This window comes from Lichenicola cladoniae, assembly GCF_013201075.1.
GTDB classification, from domain to species: Bacteria; Pseudomonadota; Alphaproteobacteria; order Acetobacterales; family Acetobacteraceae; genus Lichenicola; species Lichenicola cladoniae.
Window position 1 is genome coordinate 210588 of the sequence record NZ_CP053709.1, and the last position, 21017, is coordinate 231604.

Sequence of the window (21017 nt, forward strand, 5' to 3'; positions counted from 1 at the left end):
GCGTCAAACCCGCCTGCCGGTCTCGAACCCTTCGAGGATCGCCGCCTCGACGTCACGCGGCGCGTAGGCGTCTCCGATCACGTGGACCGGGAACCCGTCCTGAGAGAATGCCGCCGCGAGACCGTCGCGCGGGCGCCCCGGCTCGGCGACGACGATGCTGTCGAACGGTCCTTCGCTCCAGCGCTGGCCGCCGATCGGATTGCGGAAATGCACCATGCCGCCGTCGAAGCCAGTCGGCTGGCAGAGCTGTTTCATCGCCAGGCCGGATGAATAAGCGCGGCGATAGAATTCCGTAGTGTTCTGCAGCTCGAGCTTCAGCCCGACCTGGAGCGACGGCGTGACCAGCACGACCTCGCGGTCCCCGTTCTGCGCGAGCATGATCGCCGCGACCATGGCGGGTTGCCGGTCGAGATAATCCACCACCAGCACGCGGCGTCCGACGCGGCCGGGCTCGGCGACCGCCTCGTCGACCGACAGGAGCGGGGCGCTAGCGCTGCCCGGAAGGGCCGCCACAGAGCCGGCATCCACATGGAAGGACGCGCCGGTCGCCATGATCAGCACGTCTGGCGCGAGTGCCCGCACCGCGCCCGCATCGACAGTCCGGCCGAGCTCGAGCGTGATGTCGGCGCGTGTCATCGCCACGGTCTTCTGCGCGATCAGCTTGCGCCATTCTTCCCGCCCTGCCGGACGGCCGGCGAGGAGCATCCGGCCGCCGGGCATCTCGCCCGCGTCGACGAGATGCACCCGGTGTCCGCGCCCGGCCGCCTGCAGGGCTGCTTCCATGCCGGCCGGACCGGCTCCCACCACGACCACATGCCGGCGCGTTTCGGCAGGGGTCGGCACGCGGTGCTGCTGTTCCCGGCCGGTCACCGGATTGCCAACGCAGCTGATGTGGTAGCCCCGGTGCAGGCGGCCGAGGCAAGCCTGCTCGCAGGCAACGCAGGGGATGATCTCGTTCCCGCGTCCGGTGCGGGCCTTGGCCGGCAGCATCGGGTCGGCGATCAGCGCGCGCACCATGCCGGCCATGTCGGCGTCGCCGCGCGCGAGCAGCGCTTCGGCTGCTTCGGGCGTCTCGATGCGGGTGCCGTGGATGATCGGCACGTCGACCGTCTGGCGGATGCGCTGGGCCAGGCTCGCGAACGGCGCCGACGGCAAGCCCATCGGCGGCTCGTGCAGCATGTTGCTGACGAGATCCCCATCCGATCCCGCGCTGACATCGACGTAGTCGAGGCGCCCGGCGGAAACCAGGTGCGGCACGATGCGCGCCATGTCCTCGCCGGTGAGGCCTCCCGCCACGAGCTCGTCTCCCGAGCAGCGGATGCCCACCGGCACCGTGTCGCCCACGGCGCGTCGCACGGCGGCCAGCACCTCGGCCGGGAAGCGCCGCCGGTTCTCCTCGGAGCCGCCGTACCGGTCGGTGCGGTGGTTGGTGAGCGGTGAAAGGAACTGCTGCAACAGCAGGCCGTGGCCGCAATGGATCTGCAGCCCGTCCAGCCCGGCCTCAAGGCAGCGCAGCGCCGCCGAAGCGAAGGCTTCCGTGACCTCCTCGATCTCGGCGATCGTCATCGCGTGCGCGACCTCGCCGTATTTCTGCTCATAGGCGTTCGAGGCCGACCACAGGGCCGTCGGCCGCGCGCTGGCAGCGAGGCCCATGTGCGAAAGGTAGCCGAAGATCCTGCCGCCGTGACGATGCACCGCGGCCCCCACCGCTTTCAAACCGGGGATGATCGTGTCGTCGACATTGCACAGAAGGCCGGTGATGCCCGGCGAGGAGCGATGCACCTGCTGCGAGCCGAACATGATCAGGCCGGTTTCCCCGCGCGCCCGCTGTTCGTAGTAGGCGATCATCCGTTCGTCGGGATGGTGGTCGCGGCCCATGCCGGTGCCGTGGCCGGTCAGCGTGATCCTGTTGCGGATCTCGAGGTTGCCCAGCTTGATCGGGGTGAACAGGCGTTCAAAGTTCGACATAAAGGAATGGTCTCCGCGTCCGGCTAGCGGAAGCGCCGCTCGAGCCAGACCTGCACGATGGCCAGCAGGCCGTTGATCGCGAGATACAGGCAGGCCGAGGCGGCCAGGAATTCGGTTGCGTGGTAGGTGCTGGAAATCAGGTCGTAGCTGGTGCCGGTCAGTTCATTAACCGAAACGATCCCGGCCAGCGCGGTGGATTTCACGATCACGATCAGCCGCGACATGTAGGGCGGCAGCATTCTCGGGATCGCCTGCGGCACGACAATGCGGCAAACGATCTGGCGGTAGGAAAGGCCGAGCGCGCGCGCGGCCTGCCATTGGCCGGACGGAACGGCGACCAACGCCCCGCGCACATCTTCGCACATGTAGGCGGAGGAGGCGATCACGAGGCCAATCAGCGCCGCCGGCACCGGCGCCAGCGACAGGCCCAGCGACGGCAGCCCGTAGAAGGAGAAATATAGCACGATCAGGACCGGGATGATCCGGAAGGTGGTGACATAGATGGTCGCCGCACCGGCAAGCACGCGCCCCGCGGTCTGGCGCGCCAGCGCGAGGCACAGGGCGATCGGCGTGGTGATGATCGCGGTGGCCACCGACAGGAGAAGCGTGCGCCAGGTCGCGCGCAGCAGCTCGGGCATATGCTGCACGATGATGGACGCATCGAAGCTCATGCGGTCGCCCGCTTCAGCCGGCGCGTCACCAGGGCCTGGACGGCGAGCAGGCATCCGTCGAGTGCCGCGTAGAGCAGGCCCATGACAACAAGCACGGGAAGGGTGCGTCCGGTGGCCATGATCATCTGGTAGCCGTTGCCGGTGAGCTCGGCGACGGAAATGGCCGAGGCCAGCGCAGAGCCTTTGACGACTTCGGTCGCGTAGCCGATGAACGGCGGCAGCGCGACCGGGAGCAGCTGCGGCAGCAGCACGCGGCGTGCGGCGCGCAGCCGCGGCAGCCCCAGGGCGCGCACCGCGTCATGCTGGCCGGCAGGAATGGCGGCGAGGCCGGAACGAATGCATTCGGCGAAGTAGAAGACGATGTAGAGCGACAGCCCGGCGATGGCGGCCTGCACCGGGCTGAGCACGATTCCGGCCACGGGCAGCACGAAATAGGCCGTGAACAGCAACAGAAGCGGCGGGATGCCACGAACAAACGCGCCGACAATCGTGGTCGCCCCGCGAACCACGGCGAACCGGCTGCGCATCAGGATGGCCACGAGCACGGACATCGGCGTGGCGATCGCAAGGATCGCGATAACCAGCCAGATCGTCGTTTCTGCGCCGCGCAGCATGAACAAGATGGCGTGGCTGAGCGGCTCCGGCCTCATGGGCGACTAGTAGCCGACGGCGGAAAGATCGTTCAGATCGTCCGCGTTGCTGAAGCGCGCGTTGATCTGCGCCAATGTGCCGTCGGTCCGGTATTGCGTCAGTAGGATATCGACTGCCTGCAGGAGGTCGGCTTCGCGCGCGTTGACGCACACGCCCTGCGGCGCCGACGATACCCCGGGGTCGAGCACACGGAACGAGGACGGATCGCTCGCCTGCGCCTTGAGCGAGCGGGCGGTCGGCAGATCGACCACGAACGCGTCGACCTGCCCGTTGAGCAGCGCCATCAGCCCTTCCTGCCGTCCCGGCATCGACACGGGAATGGCCTCGGGCACCGCCTTGCGGGCGCGCGCGAATTCGGTTTCGCCGCGCACGCCGCCGAGCTTGCGGCCGGCCAGCGCGTGCCAGTCCGTGATCCGGTCGTTGCCCCGTACAAGCACCACCAGATGCGTCATCGCCACCGGGCGCGACAACAGGAAGCCGCCGGCGGCAAGCCGCTCGGGCGTCCACTCTACCCCTTCGCAGGCCATGTCAAAGCGGTTCGCGAACAGGCCAGGCAGGATGGCTGGCCAGTCCAGGCGCACGAAGTTCACCGACAGGCCCAGATCGTGCGCGATCCTGCTGAACAGCACGATCCGCGAGCCGTCCAGCGTGCCGTCGGCGCGGCTGAACGAGAGCGGCGGATCCTTGGCGGTGATGCCGACGGTCAAGGTTCCGTCGCGCACGAGATGATGCATCGGCCAGGGGTACGGCAGATCGAGACGGGCCGCGGAAGCCTGGCGTAACGGCACAGTCTGGGTGCCTAGCGGCGGCGCCGTCCCATTGTTCTCTGCTCGTGCGGGCGCAGCCAGCGCGATGCCGCACACCAGGACGGCGAGACCGAGGGCGAAGGGGCGCGCGCGGCTCAACTCAGCGGCGCTCACGCCTGACGAAGCGGCCGTGCCCTGGCTGGCCCACGACGGTCTTGCCGTCCCAGACCAAGGTGCCGCGCACAAAAGTGGCGGTCACGCGGGCGTCGAACTGCTCGCCGTCATAGGGGCTCCAGTTGAGCTCGTCCTGGGTTTCGGCGGCGCGGAACACGTGCGGTCCCGACTGCAGCACGACGATGTCGGCATCCGCGCCGACGCTCAGTTGTCCCTTGCGCGCCAGGCCGAAGAAGCGCGCCGGGTTTTCCGCGACCAGGCGGACAAGCGCGCGTTCGGGTTCCGCCCCATGTGCTGCGAGATCGGTGAAGAAAGACGGAACCAGTGTTTCGAGGCCGGGGATGCCGGCGCCGGCATCGAAGATGGACGGCGTGAGCTTGTTGTCGACCGGCCAGCTCGAATGGTCGGAGGACACGAAATCCACCAGACCGTCACGGAGAGCCTGCCACAACCCGTCGAGCGAATTCTCGCGGATCGGCGGATTGACCTTCATCCGCGCGCCGAGCCGCTCCATGTCGCGTGCGGCATCGAAATGCAGGTAGTGTGCGCACATCTCGGCGGTGCACTGCGCGCCCATCTCCTGGAACTTGCGCACCAGTGCGAACCCTTCCGGGCAGGAGATGTGCACGATGTGGGCATGCGCGCCCGCGGCGAGCCCGAGGGCGAGGAAGCTCGCGGTGGAGGCCAGCTCGGCCGCCACGGGACGGCTCGGCGCATGCCATTCCGGCGTCTGCAGATTGCGGGCGCGCAACGAAGCCACGGTGGCCCGCACGATTTCCTGGTCTTCGTTGTGCAGGCCGACAGGCAAGCCCAGCGGCGCCGCCGCGCGGAGGATTTCGAAGATGCGGTCGTTCGGGATGCGCGGGAAGCGGACAGGATGGCTTTCGAAGCTTGAAAGCTTGAAGGCAGCGACTCCCGCTTCCGCGAGTGCCGCCATCGTTTCGACGCCCTGGTCGGGGGCGACCGTGCCGTAAAGCGCCACGTCGGCCACGCTTTCGCACGCGACCGCCTCGGCCTTTGCCGCAAGACGCTCCAGCGTGTTCAACGGTTCGGGGTTGTCGTACGGCATGTCGACAAGGGTGGTGATCCCGCCGGCAACGGCGGAGCGTGTGGTCGAGCGGAATCCGGGCAGCCCAGCATAGCTCGTCGCATGGGTCTGGCCGTCTACAAAGCCGGGCATGACAAAGGCGGAGCCGGCATCGTGCAGGCGCGCGGCCTCGGGCGCCGGGCCGACGCCGATCGCCGCGATGCGCTCGCCGACAACGCCGATCCAGCCGTCGGGCAAGGTGGCGTGCGGCAGGACCAGCCTGCCGCGCACGATCAGATCGAAACGCATCGTCAGGAGACTTTCCGTTGCGGGGGCACAAGCGCCCGGGAAGCCTGCAGCACCGCCGCTTGCGCCGGATCGATCACCGGCACGCCGAGTTCGGCTTGGACGTGCGCGCAATAGGCTCCCATCGTCGCGCAGCCCAGGATCAGCACGGTCGCGCCATCCTCGTCGCGCAGCTGCCGCCCGATCTCGATGACGCGGCGAAGCGACCGCTCCTGGTCGAGCAGCTCCTGGACACCGAGATCGAGCGCGCGGTTGCCGGCCAAACGATCCAGCGCGCCGAGCGCGCCGATCGTGCGCTTGTGGCGGCGGATCGAGCTTTCCTTGATCGCCACGATTCCGAACCGCCCGCCCTGCGCCGTTGCCGCCAGGATCGCTGATTCGGCGATCCCGAAGCTCGGTGCATCCAGTTCCTCGCGCGCAAGCAACAGCCCCGGATCGGAAAAGCAGCCGATCACGTAGGCATCGGCCGGATGTGCCAGGAAATAAGCGACGGTGGGCAGCACCACAGACTCGACGTGGCGCTGGGTTTCGATACCCGGCGGCCCTTCCGCCAGCGTGGCGAAAACCAGTTCCTGTCCGGCCGGCAGCGCCAAATCCGCGCAGGCGGCGCGCATCGATTCCGTGACGGCGCCGGAACTGTTCGGGTTGAGCACCAGGATCCGCTGCGTCTGTTCCGCCATCACTGCGCCGCCATGCCGTTCAGCGCCTGCGCGATCACTTGGCGGCTGCGGAACAGCACCAGTTCCTCCCAGGACTTCGTGCCGGGATGATAAAACTTCTTCAGATCCTGCTTGACCTTCTGCACGGCGGGGTCGTTCCAGTCGACCGCCCCGGCGCGATGCACAACATGATCGAGCCGAAGGGCGCGGGCGCCGCGCTCAGCCTCGTAGGTGCCGTATTCCAGGGCGATGAACGTCAGGATGTCGTCGCCCACGTGGCGCGCCCACACATACTGGGTCAGGCCGAGGATCGGCAGCGACGACGAGGTGCCGAGCAGTGGCTCGCCAAGCGATTCGCCGTACCAGCTGCGGCAGCGGGTCTGGCCGCTTTCGCCTGGGCGGTGGCCGCAGATCGGCTCGCCGTGGCCGTGGGCGCCCAGACCGGTGTGGTAGTCGATCACGGCCACCGCACGGCGAGCCGACAGCCGGAAGTCGTCGCAGATCGCGACCAGGACCCGGGTGGCCCAGGCGGGCTCGGTGCCGCCGTAGAAGATGCCTGACGGATCGGTGTATTGTCCGGTGCTGCGGGCGAACTGGTAGGCATACGCATCATGTTCGGTGCGCCAGGTTTCCAGAACCATGTCCGCCGCCGCAAGCGTTTCCCCGTCGAGATCCTTTGGCACGAATGCATCGGCCAGCTCGGCGTAGCCGGGGTTTTCCGGAACGCCGTTCTCGAAGAGCAGCCCGTTGCGGTTGAGATCCACGCCCTCCTCGGTGGTTCTGCGCAGCCAGGCGAACCCGTGCGGGTTGAGCGCATGCACAAGCAATGCCGCCGTTCCGGGAGGAAGTGCTGCCGGGCCGCCGTTGCGGATCCAGTCGATCTGCGCGCCGGAACCGCAGAAGCCTTCCACGCCATGGGTGGCGGACACCAGAACAAGCACGCGCGCGGCATCTTCCGCGCCAAACCACGCGACATCGACGGTCAGCGTCTCGTTCAATGGACCGCGATGGGGATTGTTGTAGGCTCGCAGCCGGCCTCCGGCCTCTGTGGCGAGGCGGCGGAACAGATCGCGGGCGGAACCATAGTCCTCCGTGAAGCAGGCATCGGCATCGATCTGACAGCCGAGAATCATGAGTCTCTCCGGAGCGGCAACCGGCCTTACGTTAATGCCGAATGAAGTCCTTGTGCAATATCAGATGATGCCTCAGATGGAGTATCCGTGTTACCGGCATGCCATCGGCGCCTTGCCAAGGCGCGGCAATCCGGCAAAGGATCTGCATGCTCCAGCTGACCGAACTGAAGAAGGCTTATGGGTCCAACCTCGTTCTGCGGGGCGTCAGCCTGACTGTCGCGGCGGGACGCGCCGTGGCCCTGATCGGTCCGTCGGGGTCGGGCAAGTCATCCTTGTTGCGGTGCATAAACTATCTCGAAACGCCCGATGCCGGCACCGTCGAGGTGGACGGCGAGTTGATCGGGCAGGTCCGCAGGCGAGATAAACTAGCGCCCGCCGGTGAGGCGCTGCTGCGCCGGCAGCGGGCGCAGATCGGCATGGTGTTCCAGCAGTATAATCTGTTTCCGCACATGACGGCGCTGGAAAACATTGTCGAGGCGCCGATCGCGGTGCGCAACCTGAAGCGGGGGGAAGCGCGGGACGAGGCCATGGCGCTGCTGGAAAAGGTCGGTCTCGCAGAAAAGGCCACAGCCTACCCCGCCTCCCTTTCGGGCGGCCAGCAGCAGCGCGTGGCCATCGTTCGAGCGCTGGCGATGCGGCCCAAGCTGATGCTGTTCGACGAAGCAACCGCGGCGCTAGATCCCGAACTGGTGGGCGAGGTGCTGAAGGTCATGCGGAGCCTGGCCGAGGAAGGCATGACCATGGTGGTCGTGACGCATGAGATGGAATTCGCAGCACATGTCGCCGACGAGGTGGTGTTCATGGACGGCGGCGTGGTGCTGGAGCAGGGACCGCCGGACGAGATCCTGCGGCAGCCGCGTCACCACCGGACCCGGCGGTTCCTGCGGCGGCTGAACGCCAGCAAGGCGAGCGAAGGCGAAAACGAGATCGATGCGGCATGACGCGGCCGGACAGCTTCCACCGCTCGCTCTGGTCGGCGATCACGCCGTCGGGGTCGGCGTTCGATCGCGCCGAAGGACGGCAACGTTTCGATGTCGTCGTTGTTGGCGGCGGCCTGCTTGGCTTGTCGACTGCGCTGGCGCTTGCGGAGAAGGGCGCTTCGGTTGGGCTGGTAGAGCGCGACGAGGCCGGCTTCGGCGCTTCCGGACGCAATACCGGCTTTGTGGTGCCCGCCCTCAAGGGATCCGTCGATCCGGGGCGCGTCGCGCATAGGCTGCCCGGAAACAAGGTCGAGCCGCTGCTCCGGCTGGTTTCGGGCTCCGGCGATGCCGTGTTCGCCCTGATCGACCGGCTGAAGATCGCGTGCGCGCCGGAACAGAATGGGTGTCTGCAGCCCGCGCCGACCGAAGCGGCGCTCGCGTCCGTCGAGGCCCAGGTCAGGGCGATGGCGCCCCTAGGCGTGAACTGGCAGGTTCTGGACGCGAACGAGACCTTCCAGCGCACCGGCATCCCCGGTTACGTCGGCAGCATGCTGTTGCCGACCGGCGGCCAGCTGAACCCGCTGGCCTACACGCGCGGGCTCGCGAGCGCGGTTCGCGGCGCGGGGGGCACCCTGCTCGCCGGCAGGGTCGTGGCACTCGCACGGCAGTCCGGCGCGTGGCACCTGGACCTCGCAAACGGCGCGGAACTTGTCGCCGGCAACGTCGTGCTGGCTACCAATGCGCTGCTCGAGGGCCTGGTGCCCGAGGTTTCGCGCAGCCTCGTGCCGGTGCATGCCTATCAGGTCGCGACCCAGCCGCTGGATGTCGCGTATCGCGACCGCATCCTCCGCCATCGGCAGCCATCGGTGGATCTTCGCAACCATCCCCTCGCGGTCCGCTGGAGTCCCGACAACCGGCTGGTCACGGGCGGTGGCGCGCTGTGGCACGGCACCGGCGCTGTGGACCGGATGGCGCGGTTCTTTCTCAGGCGGCTGGAGCGGGAGATCCCGGACCTGCCGCTGCTGCGCCCGGACTTCGCCTGGTCGGGCATCATCGGCGGTACCGGGGATTTCCTGCCGCGGCTGTGGGATCTCGGCGACGGCATGTATGCGCCGATCGGCTGCAACGGCCGTGGCGTCGCGCTAACGACGGCGCTTGGCAACAGCCTCGGCCGGTTCCTGCTCGATCGCGACGAGGCCGCGCTTCCGTTGCCGCTTACCCGGCCCAGGCCATGGCGCTTCCACGGGGCGATGCGTCACGCGCCGTTGCTCTGGCTGGCGCAGGGCCGGCTGCGGGACTGGCGGAACGAGAAGCGGGCCGGCCGACCGGGCGGCTGATATCGATCGCCGGGGAATGCAGGAGCTGGCTGCCGTCCGGACGCGCCGATCCCGGTCGCGGAGGTGTGTTCAGGTCCGGATTGGACAGACCGAACGAGGCGGTGCCGGACGAATGCAGGGCACGCGCCCCGCCGGGCGCTTCTGGTTGCGGATCTTTGGCTAGATCCGCCGCAGCGAGCAGCATGTCGATCTCCTCTAACGACTGCACCTTCGTCTAAGCGAATGCACTGACCGGCTGAGAGTGGGTCGTCTCTCTCCGGGGCAGCCGCTCATGACAAGCTTTGATCCGGATGAGCCGGCGAAACCCGTTCTCGGCCTTCTCAAGCACAACCTCTCATATCAGTCCGCCTTGCTGCACTGAGACGATTGTATCGGATCGGCAAAGCCCTCCGGAAGATCATCACTGCTGCGGGCTGAACTTTAGAACCAAAGCAAGCGGTCAGGCCAAAGCGCCAAACCAGTCTCCTCTCAAGATTCTCGGCATCTTTCGGAGGCACCCATCGGGCAGATTGCTTTGTGCAGTGCAGCCGTTAGGCGATATTCGCTTCTAGTGCAGTGCCTAATCATGAGCCTCACTGCAGCCATTACGCGTTAACTGCCTGAAGGAGCGTCTATAACACTGCTTTAGCTACGCGAGATGGCGTTGTTGCGTGGACCGGGCGGAAGGCAAGAGCTTGCCCTACCCGGTGATCGCTTCAGACGGTGGGAACGGAGATGGGCTTGGCGATCCGGATCATTTGGTTGAGGGCACAGATGGCGATGGCGACCTCAGCTTTCTGACCGGCGGTCGACCGCGCTCTGAGCTTCGGACCGATGATGTGTTTGTAGCGACCGATCGTCGTCTCCACGATGCTGCGTCGGCCGTAACCAGTGGCTTTCTGCCAGGCCATGCGTCCCTTCTCGGTAATGTCCCGGCATGACGATTGCGAACGGTCTCGGTGTCGGCGTCAGCTTTGATGACCGAAGATGCTCTTGGCGGGATGACGATATGAGGTGGCGGGTTATGCTGGCGTGCGGCAGCAGCGTCATACACGGACGTGCCATCATAGGCGCCGTCGGCGATCACGTTGGCGATCTTCCCCTCCACCGTTGCCAGCAGCCCCGCGACCTCTGATATGTCGCCGGTATCCTTGTCCGTCAGGTTGTGCGCCACGATTTCGCCAGTCTCGGCATTGACGGCCAGATGCAGCTTTCGCCATTTCCTGGGTGTGAGGCCATGCTTCTCGGCATCCCACTCGCCCTGCCTGAAGACCTGCAGGCCCGTGCTGTCCAACACGACATGAACAGGCTCGTCACGCCGGGCGGCACGCGGTTGACGTCCGGCAAAGGCGCGCCCCCGACGGCTCAAGGTCGAATGATCAGGCACGCAAAGTTCCAGTCCGAGTAGGCGCAGAACCGAGCGCGCGAAACCTTCTGCCTGGCGTGGAGCCAGATGGAAGACCAATCGCAGGGTCAGCACCAGCTCGATCGCCACCTCGGCATAGACCGGTTGACCGCCTGGTGTCGTCCGGCGCGGGGCATGCCATCCAGCCAAGGCCGCCTTGTCCAGCCACAACGTCAAATCACCACGTTGCCGCAGACCAGCCTCATAGGCCGCCCAGTTCATGACCCGGCGACGGGCCTTCGGGATGTGGTGGCGGCGGGACGCGTTGTGCTTGAAGGGCATCCCAGACCTCTATCAGGCCAGGAGAGCCGCGTCAGCCGACCGGTCCATGCACCAACGCCGCATCGCGGTGTTCGCGGCACGTGGTCGCCGCCTCGTCCGCCTGACTCATGGCTCGTCGCTCGACCTCCATGCCGGGCCGTCGAAGGACGACGATCATCCCGCCATCTCGCTCGATGGACGCACCATCGCCTTCGTCACGGACGATGCGGACGGCGAGCGCCAGGTCGCGACGGTGCCTATTGCGGGCGGCCCCGTCCAGCGCCTGACCCATGCCGCGTGGGCAGCCTTCGCGACCCCCATCTGGTCGCCCGACGGTACGACGCTAGCCGTGCCGGACGAGGAGCATGCGCTCTGGCTCGTCGCCCCGCGCGATGGCCACGCTCGGCGCGTGGCCATGGACCCGATAGCCACCATCGGCGACGCGGACTTCTCCCCGGACGGTCACCGCCTCGCCTACAGCACCACGTGGCCGACCAGCGCCTACCTGCTGCACCTCCTCGATCTCGGCTCCGGACGTAACGTGGTCGCCACCCCGCCGCTCGAGAGCGACCATGCTCACGCCTTCTTTGGCGACGGCCGCACGCTGTTCTTCCTCTCCGCGCGCCAGGACCGTCCGGTTCTCTCCGACCGCACCTCACCGCGTCCCATCTGGCGCGCGAGCTGCCGGGCATCGCGGTCCTGAGGCGGCGATGGAGTGCACGTCTGGCCTGTTGCCTTTGGCTTCCGATGCGTCCCGACGCGCCCATCGAGGGTCATCGCTGCGCGCGCCGACCGGTCAGGACACGCTCAACCGGTAATGGAACCGGTCGGTCTGGCCCCGCGAGCGCCGCCATTCGAGCGGCTGACGCAGGGCGTCGAGTGCTGTGCGCTCGACCTGGACCAGCTTCTCGGCGGCGCGCAGGCCGAGCAGGCGGGCATCCTCACGCGAGGCGGGCTCGATCGTGATCTCCTCCTCGATGAAGCAGACCAGCGTGCCGCAAAGCCGCTCGTAGGCGGGATAGAGGAGCTGGCCGATCTCCGTCTCGGGGCAGGCGAGAATCGCCGCGAAGGACGCGTGCGGGAGGTAGATGTCCTCGAGCAGACGCATCCCGCCGTCCCAAGAGCGGTGGCGGATGATCTCGATTAGCGGCGCGTCGTCCTCGAGCCCTAGGCGGCGGGCGATCGCCGGCCGATCAGTGAGGCGGCGGCGCGAGACGATGTGGCTCTCCGGCGTCAGCGCGCTGCCTGCGCTATCGCGAAACAGGAAGAAGCGCATCATCGAGTTGTTGAAGTTCGAGCGGCGCACGAACGTGCCCGAGCCGTGGCGGCGCTCGATCAGACCGTCGCTCTCGAGCGCGTCGATCGCCTTGCGCACGGTGCCGACGGCTAGGTCGTAGACGCGGGCGAACTCCGCCTCGCTCGGAATTGCCTCGCCCGGTCGCCAATCGCGGGCGGCGATGCGCCGGGCGATGGTGCGGTGTAGCCGCCGGTAAAGCGGGGTGTAGGTGTCGCCGTCCAGCGCTGGCGCCGGGTCTGCCGCGGTAGCACCCGCTCCTTCGCCCATGCTTCCTCCGTCTTCTTCCTTGCTCGCATCGACCGATAGCCCACCGTCCGAAATCATGGAAGCGCGACGATCTCACGCTGCCGCGTTGATGCTCTTGCCAACAACTCCTATATATGTCTAGTTATGCACTCCTCTATATGTCTTGGGGTCGTATGCGTGAGGTTGGCGTTCAAGTCGAGCAAATAAGCGTAGAGCTGGACGAGCCGGTCCCGGTAGACACCCATGTCCACGTCTTCCTCCGCGACCACGATTTCAGCGCCGATCGCCGCTACGCGCCCAACTACGACGCGCCGCCCGAGGCGCTGCTCGGCGCCATGGCGGATGGCGGCATCGGCGCCGCGATCCTGATCCAGCCGAGCTTCCTCGGCAGCGACAACCGATACATCCTCGATGTGATCAGCGCGCGTCCGAAAATGTTCCGCGGGGTGGCAGTGGTGGACCCCGCGATCGCACCCGCCGAGCTCGACCGCCTTCGCGACGGCGGCATCGTCGGAGTACGGCTGAACTGCATCGGCAGACCGGCGCCCAATATCGGAGGCGCGGCACTCGCGCCGCTCGCCGAGCGCCTTGCCGAGCGCGGGCTGGTGCTCGAGATCCAGGCCGAGGGAAGGCAGTGGATCGAGGCGGCGCCAGCCCTCGCGCGCGCGCCCTGCGCCGTCGTGGTTGACCATTTCGGCCGCTGCGACCCGGACGATGCGAGCTTCGCGGCACTGCTCGACGCCGCCGCGTCCCATTCCGCGACATGGTTCAAATTCTCCGCACCCTACCGGCTGGCGCCCTTGGCGGCGGAAGCGAGTGCGGAGGCGATCCTCAACCGCGTCGGCCCCGGCCGTGTGGTCTGGGGCAGCGACTGGCCCTGGACCCAGCACGAGGGCGCGCATCGCTACGCCGACACGCTCGACTGGCTCGCGCGATGGGTCCCCGACCCGGCGCTGCGCCGCGCGATCCTCGTCGATAATCCACGCCAACTTTTTGGATCGATCGGTCCGCAACTTACGAGAGTCGCCGCATGAACGAGACCTCCGAACGCCACGCCAACGTCGTTTTGATCCCCGGCGACGGAATCGGGCCAGAAATTTCCGACGCGGTCATCGGCATCCTCGATGCCGCCGGCGCGCGCATCGATTGGGTCCGGTGCGAAGCGGGCGGGGAGGTGTTCAAGCGCGGCGATGCGAGCGGCGTTCCGGCCGAGACGGTCGAGGCGATCCGCCGCTGCGGTGTAGCGCTGAAATCGCCGCTTGCCACTCCGCTCGGCCGCGGTGAGCGTAGCGCGAACGTGACGCTGCGCGAGAAGCTCAAGACCTTCGCCGCCGTCCGGCCTGTCCGCACGCTCGCCGGCATCCGCTCGCCCGCCGCGCATGTCGATCTCGTGCTGATCCGCGAGAACTATGAGGATCTCTACATCGGTATGGAATACGACCTCGGCGAGGGCGTGCTCGCAGCCCTCAAGGTCAATTCCGAGCGTAACACCCGCACGATCTGCCGGACCGCCTTCGACATCGCGCGCTCGCAGCGCCGCCGCCACGTCACCGGTATCTCGAAATCCAACATCCTCAAGAAGACCGACGGCATGTTCGACCGCATCTTCGACGAGGAGGCGGCGCGTGCCCATGGGATCGAAAGCGGCAAGCTGCTGGTGGACGCCGCCGCTTGCCGCCTGGTGCAGACGCCCGAGCGCTTCGACGTGATCGTTACCAGCAACCTCTACGGCGACATCCTCAGCGACCTCACCGCCGGCCTCGCCGGCGGCCTCGGGCTTGCGGCCTCGGTCAATCTCGGCCGCGGGGTCGCGATGTTCGAGGCGGTGCACGGTTCGGCGCCTGACATCGCCGGGCGCGGCACCGCGAACCCGACCGCGCTGCTGCGCGCCGCCGTGCTGATGCTCGACCATCTCGGCCTGCACGATGCGGCCGGCCGCATCGAGGCGGCGCTCGCGCTGGTGTTCGGGGAGGGGCGCGTGCGCACCGCCGATCTCGGCGGCTCGGCGAGCACATCGGAGTTCGCGCGCGCCATCGTCGAGGCACTCGAGCGGGCTGAGCCGGACGCCGATCGCCTGCGCTGGAGCGCGTCCGCTTCCGAGCATGACCCGGTCGAAAGCCAACTTCCCGACGATCTCCGCAACTACGTCGCAGGAGTGCTCTCGCGCGGCATCTGAAAGAGACCAAATTGCCGCCCGCCGGAAACAGGCGGCGATGCACCTAAAACAAAAAAATATTCGGCACCTCCTGGTAGTCGATGGTGTCAAGGGAACAGGAAACGCATGTCGAGAATTACGAGTTTTCTAGCCGCAGCTGGGCTGGTCATGACGATTGGGAACGTTGCTAGGGCTGCGGAGGGCGGTTTCTATTCTGGCCCGATCGGCGGCTCGGACATACGTTCGGCCATCCTCAGCACGCCCGGTACGCTGGCGATCAACCTCACCGCGTCGCCGATTTGGAGCAACCTCTACACCAGCTCGGACGGCGGCCCGTCGCCGACTGCGCGCTCCGTCGCCTTCGCCGCCCAAGGTATCGGCGGCGGCTTCAACTACGTCTATCCGTGGACGCTCGCCGGCGGCAGGTTCGCGACCAAGTTCCAGGACCAGTACTACTTCACCTGCTACCGCAAGCTGTCACGCCAGCAATGCGACAGCGGCAACAACGACCCATACATGGACGTGCTGGAGTACAGCTTCCACGCCGGTATGTTCGGAGCAAAGCCGCCTGCGCCGCATCCCGGCGCGTTAAAGCTGCCCTACGGCCTGCAGGTTGCGCCGGCCTTCAGCCTGTCGATCCCCGTTGGCCGCTACACTATTACCGATCTTGCCAACCAGGGCCACAACACCTGGATCTTCGTGCCCAACGTCTCTCTCACCTACACGACCGGGCCGGACATGTCGTTCTTCGATGCGACCGAGATCAGCACCCGCCTCTACTATGAGGTGAGTGCGGACAATCCCAAGACCGGCTACCGCAACGGCGACACCTTCGTCGATGACTTCGCCTTCACGCAACGCGCTCATTACTGGCAGTTCGGCATCGCCGGCACGGTCGCGACGGCGACGACCGCCGACAGTCTTCACGGCGTTCCGCGGCCCAACGACGGCAACCGGCTGTTCGACTTCCTGATCGGCCCGGTCATCCAGGTAGACGTGCCGAAATGGCATGCCTCCTTCGGCGTCAAGGGTCTTTACGACGCCGTCAGCCACAACCGTCTCGATCACAACATCGTCGTCTTCCGCGCCACGTTCAGCCTCTAGACGGAAAGGATTCCGCGTCCCATGGCCCGCTTCGGCATCGACCACCTCCACCTCAGAAGTGCGGACGCGTCGGCGGCCGCCTGGTTCTTCGTCGACAACTTCGGCGCGCGGGAGGTGAACCGCCTCGTCGTGCGCGGTAAGACGCGCCTCGTGGTCGCGATCGACGCGCTCGAGATCTTCATCGAGGAGGAAAACGCGGCGCTGCCCACGCCGCCCGCGCCGCCCTTCCGCGGGATCGAGCATCTCGGCCTCGCGGTCGACGATCTCGACGAAACGGTCAGGCAGTTGGCGCACAATGATGTGGCACTCGCGGGCCCCGTTGAGCAGGTCAAACCGGGCGTGCGCATCGCCTTCCTGCATGGGCCCGACGGCATCCTCATCGAACTCATAGAGCGGCGGCCGGCCTGATTAACACAACCGGCGCCTTGCAACTGACCTGAACGAAGGTAATCCGTACATGATCGTCTCCACCAACCCGGCCACACTCCAGGAGAACGGCCGCTTCCCGCTGTCCGATGCGGCCGCCGTCGAGCACGTCCTCGACGGCGCTGTTCGAGCACAGAGGAGCTGGCGCGAGACCTCTCCTGACGAACGCGCGCAGCTGCTGCGCAATATCGCGATCGCGCTGCGCGAGGACAGTGGCAACCTCTCGCGGCTGATCACCGAGGAGATGGGCAAGCCGATCGCCGAGGCCGAAGGCGAGATCGCGAAATGCGCGATGACCTGCGACTTCTACGCCGATAACGCCGTGCGCTTCCTCAGCCCCGAATACGTCCAGACATCGGCGGCCGAGAGCATGATCGTGGGCGACCCGCTCGGCGTGGTGCTCGCGATCATGCCGTGGAACTACCCATTCTGGCAGACGATCCGCTGCCTCGCGCCAGCCCTCCTCGGCGGCAACGCGCTGGTGCTCAAGCACGCGAACAACGTGGTGCAGTGCGCGATGTGGACCGCTTCCGTGCTGGAGCGTGCGGGCGCCCCGAGCGGCCTCTTGGGCGTCCTTTATCTCGGAAACGAGGAGGTCGAGCGCGTCATCCGCGATCGGCGCATCGCCGCGGTGAGCCTGACGGGTTCGACGCGGGTCGGCAGCATCGTCGGCGCGCAGGCGGCCAGTGAGCTCAAGCCGCAGGTGCTCGAACTCGGCGGTTCTGATCCCTACATCGTGTTGGCCGACGCCGATGTCGATCTGGCGGCAGAGGTCGCCGCCAAGGCGCGCTTCTCCAACGCTGGACAGAGTTGCCTGTCGCCCAAGCGCTTCATCGTCGTGCGCGAGATCGCCGACCGCTTCGTCGAGAGGCTGCTCGGCCATGTCGCAGCACTCCGGCTGGGTGACCCGATGGAGCGCGACACGACGCTCGGCCCGCTCGCGCGCGCCGATCTGCGCGACGAGCTGGACCACCAGGTCAAGGCGACGATCGCCGCGGGTGCGACCCTGCTGACCGGCGGCGGCCCTGCCGATCGTACGGGCCATTTCTACCACCCGACCGTGCTCGACCATGTGACCGAGGATATGGTGGCCTTTCGTGAGGAGACGTTCGGGCCGGTGGGCTCGGTGGTGCGCGCGCGAGACGCGGACGACGCGATCCGCCTCGCCAACCGGTCGGATTTCGGCCTCGGCGCGTCGATCTGGACTCGCGACCTCGACGCCGCCCGCCACCACGTCCGCCGCATCGAGGCCGGTGCCGTCTTCGTCAACGCGATGGTCGCCTCAGACCCGCGCGTGCCCTTCGGCGGCATCAAGCGCTCCGGCTATGGTCGCGAGCTCGGGCTGCTCGGTGTGCGCTCTTTCATGAACGTGAAAACCGTCTGGATTGCCGCCTGACATGCCCACCATCAAGGAGCTGATTATGGACGAACACATCGACAACAGCCGCGGCGTGGTCCTGCGCCCCAGCCTGCTGCCCACGTATGAACGCGGCGGCAGCGCCCGGAGCACACCGTTGGTGGGGACCGAAATTGGCGCCAAGGCCTTCCTCAACGGCATGACGGTGATCGGACCCGGCGCCGCGATCCCGCTGCACACCCACAACTGCGAGGAGAGCATCGTCATCCTCGAGGGCGAGGCGATCGCCGAAATCGACGGTGCGCAGCACGCGCTGCGCCCATTCGAGACGAGCTGGGTTCCGGCCGATATTCCGCACCGCTTCATCAACGCCTCGGACAAGACGCCGCTGCGCATCCTCTGGACCTATGGCCGCACCGACGCGACGCGCACGCTCGTCGAGACCGGCGAGACCCGTCCGGTCGTCGCCGAGCACGACCGCAGCCGGGTGCCGCAGGCAAGCGCATGATCCGCGAGATCGCACTGATCGAGGTCCTTCCCGGCCAGGAGGAAGCTTTCGAGGTTGGAGTGCACGCCGCCTTCCCTGCATTCCTGGCGGCGGAGGGCTGCCACGGCGTCGAGCTGCTGCGGTCGATCGAGTACGGCACGCGATACCGCCTCGTCGTGGTGTGGGAGACGGTCGAGCACCACATGGTGCTGTTCCGGGCCTCGTCAGGCTTTGCCCGTTGGCGTGAGCTCGCGAGTCCCTATTTCGCCTCGCCTCCTGTCGTCGAGCATGTCCGCGTCGTGGGCGGCGGTGCGGATGGGCGACCAGCATCGTAAGGCACGACAATCGGCGACCGAAAGAACGCCGGAAAAGGAGAAGCATCCAGGTGACCCAGGTTCTTGAGTCCTCATTGCGCATCCATCTGCTTCCGAAGGAGGCGGGATCGTCAGCGATCGCGACCATTGCCTTCCGATTCATGCCCCTTCTTACTGGATGCTTTCTCGCCGCCTACATAGACCGGGTGAACGTCAGCTTCGCCGCCCTGACCGCCAATCGTGATCTCGGTTTGTCGTCGAGTGAGTTCGGATGGGGCGCCGGACTGTTCTTCCTCGGCTATTTCCTTGCCGAGACGCCGAGCAACGTTATGCTGACCAAGGTCGGACCGCGGCGGTGGTTCGCCCGCATCATGATCACCATGGGGCTGGTCGCCGCCGCCACCTCGATGGTGGTCGGCCCGCGGTCGTTTTACGTCGCGCGCTTCCTGCTCGGGACCTGCGAAGCTGGCCTCCTGCCCGGTGTGATCTGGTTCTTCCGCCAGTGGATCCCGAAGCAATACCGGGCGCAGTACATGGCGGTCTTCCTGCTCGCGATCCCGTTGGCCAGCGTCATCGGTGCGCCGCTCTCCGGCGCCATCATGCAGCTCGACGGGCTCTACGGGTTCAAGGGCTGGCAACTGATGTACGTGATCGAGGCGCTGCCCTGCCTGGTGCTGGGCGTGCTGCTGCTCATCTTCCTGACGGAGAAGCGCGCCGATGCGACTTGGCTCGACGGCGCCCAGAAGAGCTGGCTCGACGCTCAATTCGCGGCCGAGCGGCCGGCCGAAATCCGGCACGAGAAGGCGGCGACGTGGCGCCTCATGCTTGACGGGCGCGTACTCACCTACGGCCTCGCCTTCTTCGGCGTGCTGTGCGGCAGTTACGGGCTGACGCTGTGGCTACCCCAGATGGTCCATGCGTTCGGCGCCTCCAGTCTCGGCACCGGGCTGATCACGGCGATCCCGTTCGTGTTCGGCTGCGTCGCCACAGTGGTACTCGCCCGCAGCTCCGACCGCAGCGGGGAGCGGACCTGGCACGTGGCAGGGCCGGCGCTGTGTTCGGCCGTAGGGCTCGCGCTCGCGACCCTGACCGCCTCGCCCGTCGTCATCATGGCGGCGATCTCGATGGCCGCCGTCGGCATCTTCGGACTGCGCGGGACCTTCTTCGCGCTGTTGTCGGAGGAGTTCTCCGATGCGGACTCCGCGATCGGCATCGCCGCCGTCGGCGCCTACAGCTCGCTCGCCGGCCTGATCGGGCCTTGGGTCGTCGGACTGCTCAAGGAAGCGACGGGCGGATTTGACGCCGGAATGCTGTTCTTGTCGTTGATGTCGCTGATGAGTGCTGCAATCGTGTTGATGCGATCGCGCCACGTCAGGCGGGCGCGCCGCTCGGTCGCGAGCCTGACACTATGATCGTGCCCAGTCCCAAAACGCTGCCGACGCGTAGGCAGGTCATGGCCGGTTTGCTCGCCGCGAGCGGCACGGTCGCCAACGCAGAGCCGGCCTCCGCACGAGCAGAGACGCCGCCGGGTTTCACCGTGCCGGACCCTGCCTGTGACAGCCACCAGCACGTCATCGGGCCCGTAGCCCGCTACCCCATGGCAGCCGATCGCGGTTACTCGCCGCCGCCCGCGCCGCTTGCGGCACTCGATGCGATGCACGCCGCGCTCGGGATCAGGCGCGCCGTGCTCGTCCAGCCCAGCTTCTACGGCACCGATAATTCATGCCTCCTCGACGCGTTGACCACCCTGGGAGCCTCGGCGCGGGGCATCGTTGTCCTGCCTGACGACATTGCGCCGGCCGCGATCGTTCGCATGAAACAGCTCGGCGCGGTGGGTCTTCGCGTGAACCAGACCCACGCCGTCCACGATGCTGGGCAGCTTCGTTCGGCGGTCCGTTCCGCAATGGCTCGGGCCGCGCCACTGGGCTGGCAAGTCCAGCTCTACCTCAAGCTGGCGTCCCTCGACGCCATCGCCGACATCCTGGCAGCGTCGCCCGTGCCAATCGTGCTCGACCATTTCGGCGGCGCATCGGCGCAGGGGCCCGAGCAGCCGGGATTCCGAACCCTTTGCCGCCTGGTCGCGGACGGCTACTGTCATGTCAAGCTGTCCGCACCCTACCGCGCGACGGTGTCGGCGGAAGGTGAAGCGGCTATGGTCATCTTGGCACGACACCTGATCGATGCAGGGGAGGACCGGCTTCTATGGGGCAGCGACTGGCCCCATACGAGGTCGCTACCCCCCGGCGGACCGCGCCAGGGGGCTGAGACGGGCTTTTTTGATGTCGACGACGGTCGACTGCTAAATGATCTTCTTGCTTGGATGACGCCTGTTCAGCGACGTCGCGTGCTGGTTGAGAACCCGGCTCGACTGTTCGGCTTCATATGATGCGGTCG

Annotated in this window: 20 protein-coding genes and 1 pseudogene; 12 read left to right on the top strand and 9 right to left on the bottom strand. The window is 67.0% G+C overall.

Going from position 1 to position 21017, the window contains the following annotated elements:
• Positions 1-3 precede the first annotated feature (3 nt).
• The 7 genes from HN018_RS22880 to HN018_RS22910 are packed head-to-tail and all read right to left on the bottom strand — an operon-like array spanning position 4 to position 7335.
• Positions 4-1968 (bottom strand): oxidoreductase, encoded by a 1965-nt coding sequence (locus HN018_RS22880; RefSeq protein ID WP_171836221.1) that lies wholly within the window; start codon positions 1966-1968, stop codon positions 4-6.
• A gap of 23 nt (positions 1969-1991) precedes the next feature.
• Complete coding sequence (locus HN018_RS22885; RefSeq protein WP_171836222.1) at positions 1992-2639, bottom strand: amino acid ABC transporter permease; 648 nt, start codon at positions 2637-2639, stop codon at positions 1992-1994.
• Entirely contained in the window at positions 2636-3253 is a 618-nt protein-coding gene (locus HN018_RS22890) for an amino acid ABC transporter permease (RefSeq protein ID WP_171836223.1), read from the bottom strand. The genes HN018_RS22885 and HN018_RS22890 overlap by 4 nt, the downstream gene beginning before the upstream one ends.
• Before the next feature lie 42 nt (positions 3254-3295).
• Entirely contained in the window at positions 3296-4195 is a 900-nt protein-coding gene (locus tag HN018_RS22895; protein ID WP_171836224.1) for a substrate-binding periplasmic protein, read from the bottom strand.
• Position 4196: 1 nt separating this feature from the next.
• The gene (locus HN018_RS22900; protein WP_171836225.1) at positions 4197-5546 is read right to left on the bottom strand and encodes a dihydroorotase; all 1350 of its coding nucleotides are present in this window, start codon (positions 5544-5546) and stop codon (positions 4197-4199) included.
• Between the two features lie 2 nt (positions 5547-5548).
• The gene (locus HN018_RS22905; protein WP_171836226.1) at positions 5549-6223 is read right to left on the bottom strand and encodes an aspartate/glutamate racemase family protein; all 675 of its coding nucleotides are present in this window, start codon (positions 6221-6223) and stop codon (positions 5549-5551) included.
• Entirely contained in the window at positions 6223-7335 is a 1113-nt protein-coding gene (locus HN018_RS22910; RefSeq protein ID WP_171836227.1) for a DUF2817 domain-containing protein, read from the bottom strand. The genes HN018_RS22905 and HN018_RS22910 overlap by 1 nt, the downstream gene beginning before the upstream one ends.
• Before the next feature lie 146 nt (positions 7336-7481).
• Between HN018_RS22910 and HN018_RS22915 the strand changes: the two genes are divergently transcribed.
• Together HN018_RS22915 and HN018_RS22920 are read left to right on the top strand one after the other, a co-directional pair.
• On the top strand, positions 7482-8276 hold the full coding sequence (locus HN018_RS22915) for an amino acid ABC transporter ATP-binding protein (protein WP_171836228.1): 795 nt from the start codon (positions 7482-7484) through the stop codon (positions 8274-8276).
• The gene (locus HN018_RS22920; RefSeq protein WP_171836229.1) at positions 8273-9592 is read left to right on the top strand and encodes an NAD(P)/FAD-dependent oxidoreductase; all 1320 of its coding nucleotides are present in this window, start codon (positions 8273-8275) and stop codon (positions 9590-9592) included. The genes HN018_RS22915 and HN018_RS22920 overlap by 4 nt, the downstream gene beginning before the upstream one ends.
• A 695-nt stretch (positions 9593-10287) precedes the next feature.
• Here the strand turns inward: HN018_RS22920 and HN018_RS22925 are convergent.
• Positions 10288-11258: pseudogene (locus HN018_RS22925) on the bottom strand (IS5 family transposase).
• Between the two features lie 46 nt (positions 11259-11304).
• Between HN018_RS22925 and HN018_RS22930 the strand changes: the two are divergent.
• Positions 11305-11940 (top strand): LpqB family beta-propeller domain-containing protein, encoded by a 636-nt coding sequence (locus tag HN018_RS22930; RefSeq protein WP_171836230.1) that lies wholly within the window; start codon positions 11305-11307, stop codon positions 11938-11940.
• Positions 11941-12033: 93 nt separating this feature from the next.
• On the opposite strand, the gene HN018_RS22935 is transcribed toward HN018_RS22930, so the two are convergent.
• Positions 12034-12801 (bottom strand): GntR family transcriptional regulator, encoded by a 768-nt coding sequence (locus HN018_RS22935; RefSeq protein WP_171836231.1) that lies wholly within the window; start codon positions 12799-12801, stop codon positions 12034-12036.
• 152 nt (positions 12802-12953) lie between these two features.
• Between HN018_RS22935 and HN018_RS22940 the strand changes: the two genes are divergently transcribed.
• The 9 genes from HN018_RS22940 (at position 12954) to HN018_RS22980 (ending at position 21009) form a co-directional block, all read left to right on the top strand.
• On the top strand, positions 12954-13814 hold the full coding sequence (locus tag HN018_RS22940; RefSeq protein WP_171836232.1) for an amidohydrolase family protein: 861 nt from the start codon (positions 12954-12956) through the stop codon (positions 13812-13814).
• Positions 13811-14956, top strand: a complete 1146-nt coding sequence (locus HN018_RS22945) for an isocitrate/isopropylmalate family dehydrogenase (protein ID WP_171836233.1) — start codon at positions 13811-13813, stop codon at positions 14954-14956. The genes HN018_RS22940 and HN018_RS22945 overlap by 4 nt, the downstream gene beginning before the upstream one ends.
• Positions 14957-15061: 105 nt before the next feature.
• Positions 15062-16039 (top strand): transporter, encoded by a 978-nt coding sequence (locus HN018_RS22950; RefSeq protein WP_171836234.1) that lies wholly within the window; start codon positions 15062-15064, stop codon positions 16037-16039.
• 21 nt (positions 16040-16060) lie between these two features.
• Entirely contained in the window at positions 16061-16447 is a 387-nt protein-coding gene (locus HN018_RS22955; RefSeq protein WP_171836235.1) for a VOC family protein, read from the top strand.
• 49 nt (positions 16448-16496) lie between these two features.
• Complete coding sequence (locus HN018_RS22960; RefSeq protein ID WP_171836236.1) at positions 16497-17861, top strand: NAD-dependent succinate-semialdehyde dehydrogenase; 1365 nt, start codon at positions 16497-16499, stop codon at positions 17859-17861.
• A 1-nt stretch (position 17862) separates the two neighbouring features.
• Positions 17863-18330: a cupin domain-containing protein gene (locus HN018_RS22965; protein ID WP_239479370.1), complete on the top strand. Its 468-nt coding sequence runs from the start codon at positions 17863-17865 to the stop codon at positions 18328-18330.
• On the top strand, positions 18327-18644 hold the full coding sequence (locus tag HN018_RS22970; RefSeq protein WP_171836237.1) for an antibiotic biosynthesis monooxygenase family protein: 318 nt from the start codon (positions 18327-18329) through the stop codon (positions 18642-18644). The genes HN018_RS22965 and HN018_RS22970 overlap by 4 nt, the downstream gene beginning before the upstream one ends.
• A 50-nt stretch (positions 18645-18694) precedes the next feature.
• Complete coding sequence (locus HN018_RS22975; protein ID WP_171836238.1) at positions 18695-20035, top strand: MFS transporter; 1341 nt, start codon at positions 18695-18697, stop codon at positions 20033-20035.
• A gap of 2 nt (positions 20036-20037) precedes the next feature.
• Positions 20038-21009: an amidohydrolase family protein gene (locus HN018_RS22980; protein WP_171836239.1), complete on the top strand. Its 972-nt coding sequence runs from the start codon at positions 20038-20040 to the stop codon at positions 21007-21009.
• Positions 21010-21017 lie beyond the last annotated feature (8 nt).

Coding starts and splice junctions, on each gene's coding strand:
- HN018_RS22880 (WP_171836221.1), bottom strand. CDS start 1,968: ATGTCGAACTTTGAACGCCTGTTCACCCCGATCAAGCTGGGCAACCTC.
- HN018_RS22885 (WP_171836222.1), bottom strand. CDS start 2,639: ATGAGCTTCGATGCGTCCATCATCGTGCAGCATATGCCCGAGCTGCTG.
- HN018_RS22890 (WP_171836223.1), bottom strand. CDS start 3,253: ATGCTGCGCGGCGCAGAAACGACGATCTGGCTGGTTATCGCGATCCTT.
- HN018_RS22900 (WP_171836225.1), bottom strand. CDS start 5,546: ATGCGTTTCGATCTGATCGTGCGCGGCAGGCTGGTCCTGCCGCACGCC.
- HN018_RS22905 (WP_171836226.1), bottom strand. CDS start 6,223: ATGGCGGAACAGACGCAGCGGATCCTGGTGCTCAACCCGAACAGTTCC.
- HN018_RS22910 (WP_171836227.1), bottom strand. CDS start 7,335: ATGATTCTCGGCTGTCAGATCGATGCCGATGCCTGCTTCACGGAGGAC.
- HN018_RS22915 (WP_171836228.1), top strand. CDS start 7,482: ATGCTCCAGCTGACCGAACTGAAGAAGGCTTATGGGTCCAACCTCGTT.
- HN018_RS22920 (WP_171836229.1), top strand. CDS start 8,273: ATGACGCGGCCGGACAGCTTCCACCGCTCGCTCTGGTCGGCGATCACG.
- HN018_RS22930 (WP_171836230.1), top strand. CDS start 11,305: ATGCACCAACGCCGCATCGCGGTGTTCGCGGCACGTGGTCGCCGCCTC.
- HN018_RS22935 (WP_171836231.1), bottom strand. CDS start 12,801: ATGGGCGAAGGAGCGGGTGCTACCGCGGCAGACCCGGCGCCAGCGCTG.
- HN018_RS22940 (WP_171836232.1), top strand. CDS start 12,954: ATGCGTGAGGTTGGCGTTCAAGTCGAGCAAATAAGCGTAGAGCTGGAC.
- HN018_RS22945 (WP_171836233.1), top strand. CDS start 13,811: ATGAACGAGACCTCCGAACGCCACGCCAACGTCGTTTTGATCCCCGGC.
- HN018_RS22950 (WP_171836234.1), top strand. CDS start 15,062: ATGTCGAGAATTACGAGTTTTCTAGCCGCAGCTGGGCTGGTCATGACG.
- HN018_RS22955 (WP_171836235.1), top strand. CDS start 16,061: ATGGCCCGCTTCGGCATCGACCACCTCCACCTCAGAAGTGCGGACGCG.
- HN018_RS22960 (WP_171836236.1), top strand. CDS start 16,497: ATGATCGTCTCCACCAACCCGGCCACACTCCAGGAGAACGGCCGCTTC.
- HN018_RS22965 (WP_239479370.1), top strand. CDS start 17,863: ATGCCCACCATCAAGGAGCTGATTATGGACGAACACATCGACAACAGC.
- HN018_RS22970 (WP_171836237.1), top strand. CDS start 18,327: ATGATCCGCGAGATCGCACTGATCGAGGTCCTTCCCGGCCAGGAGGAA.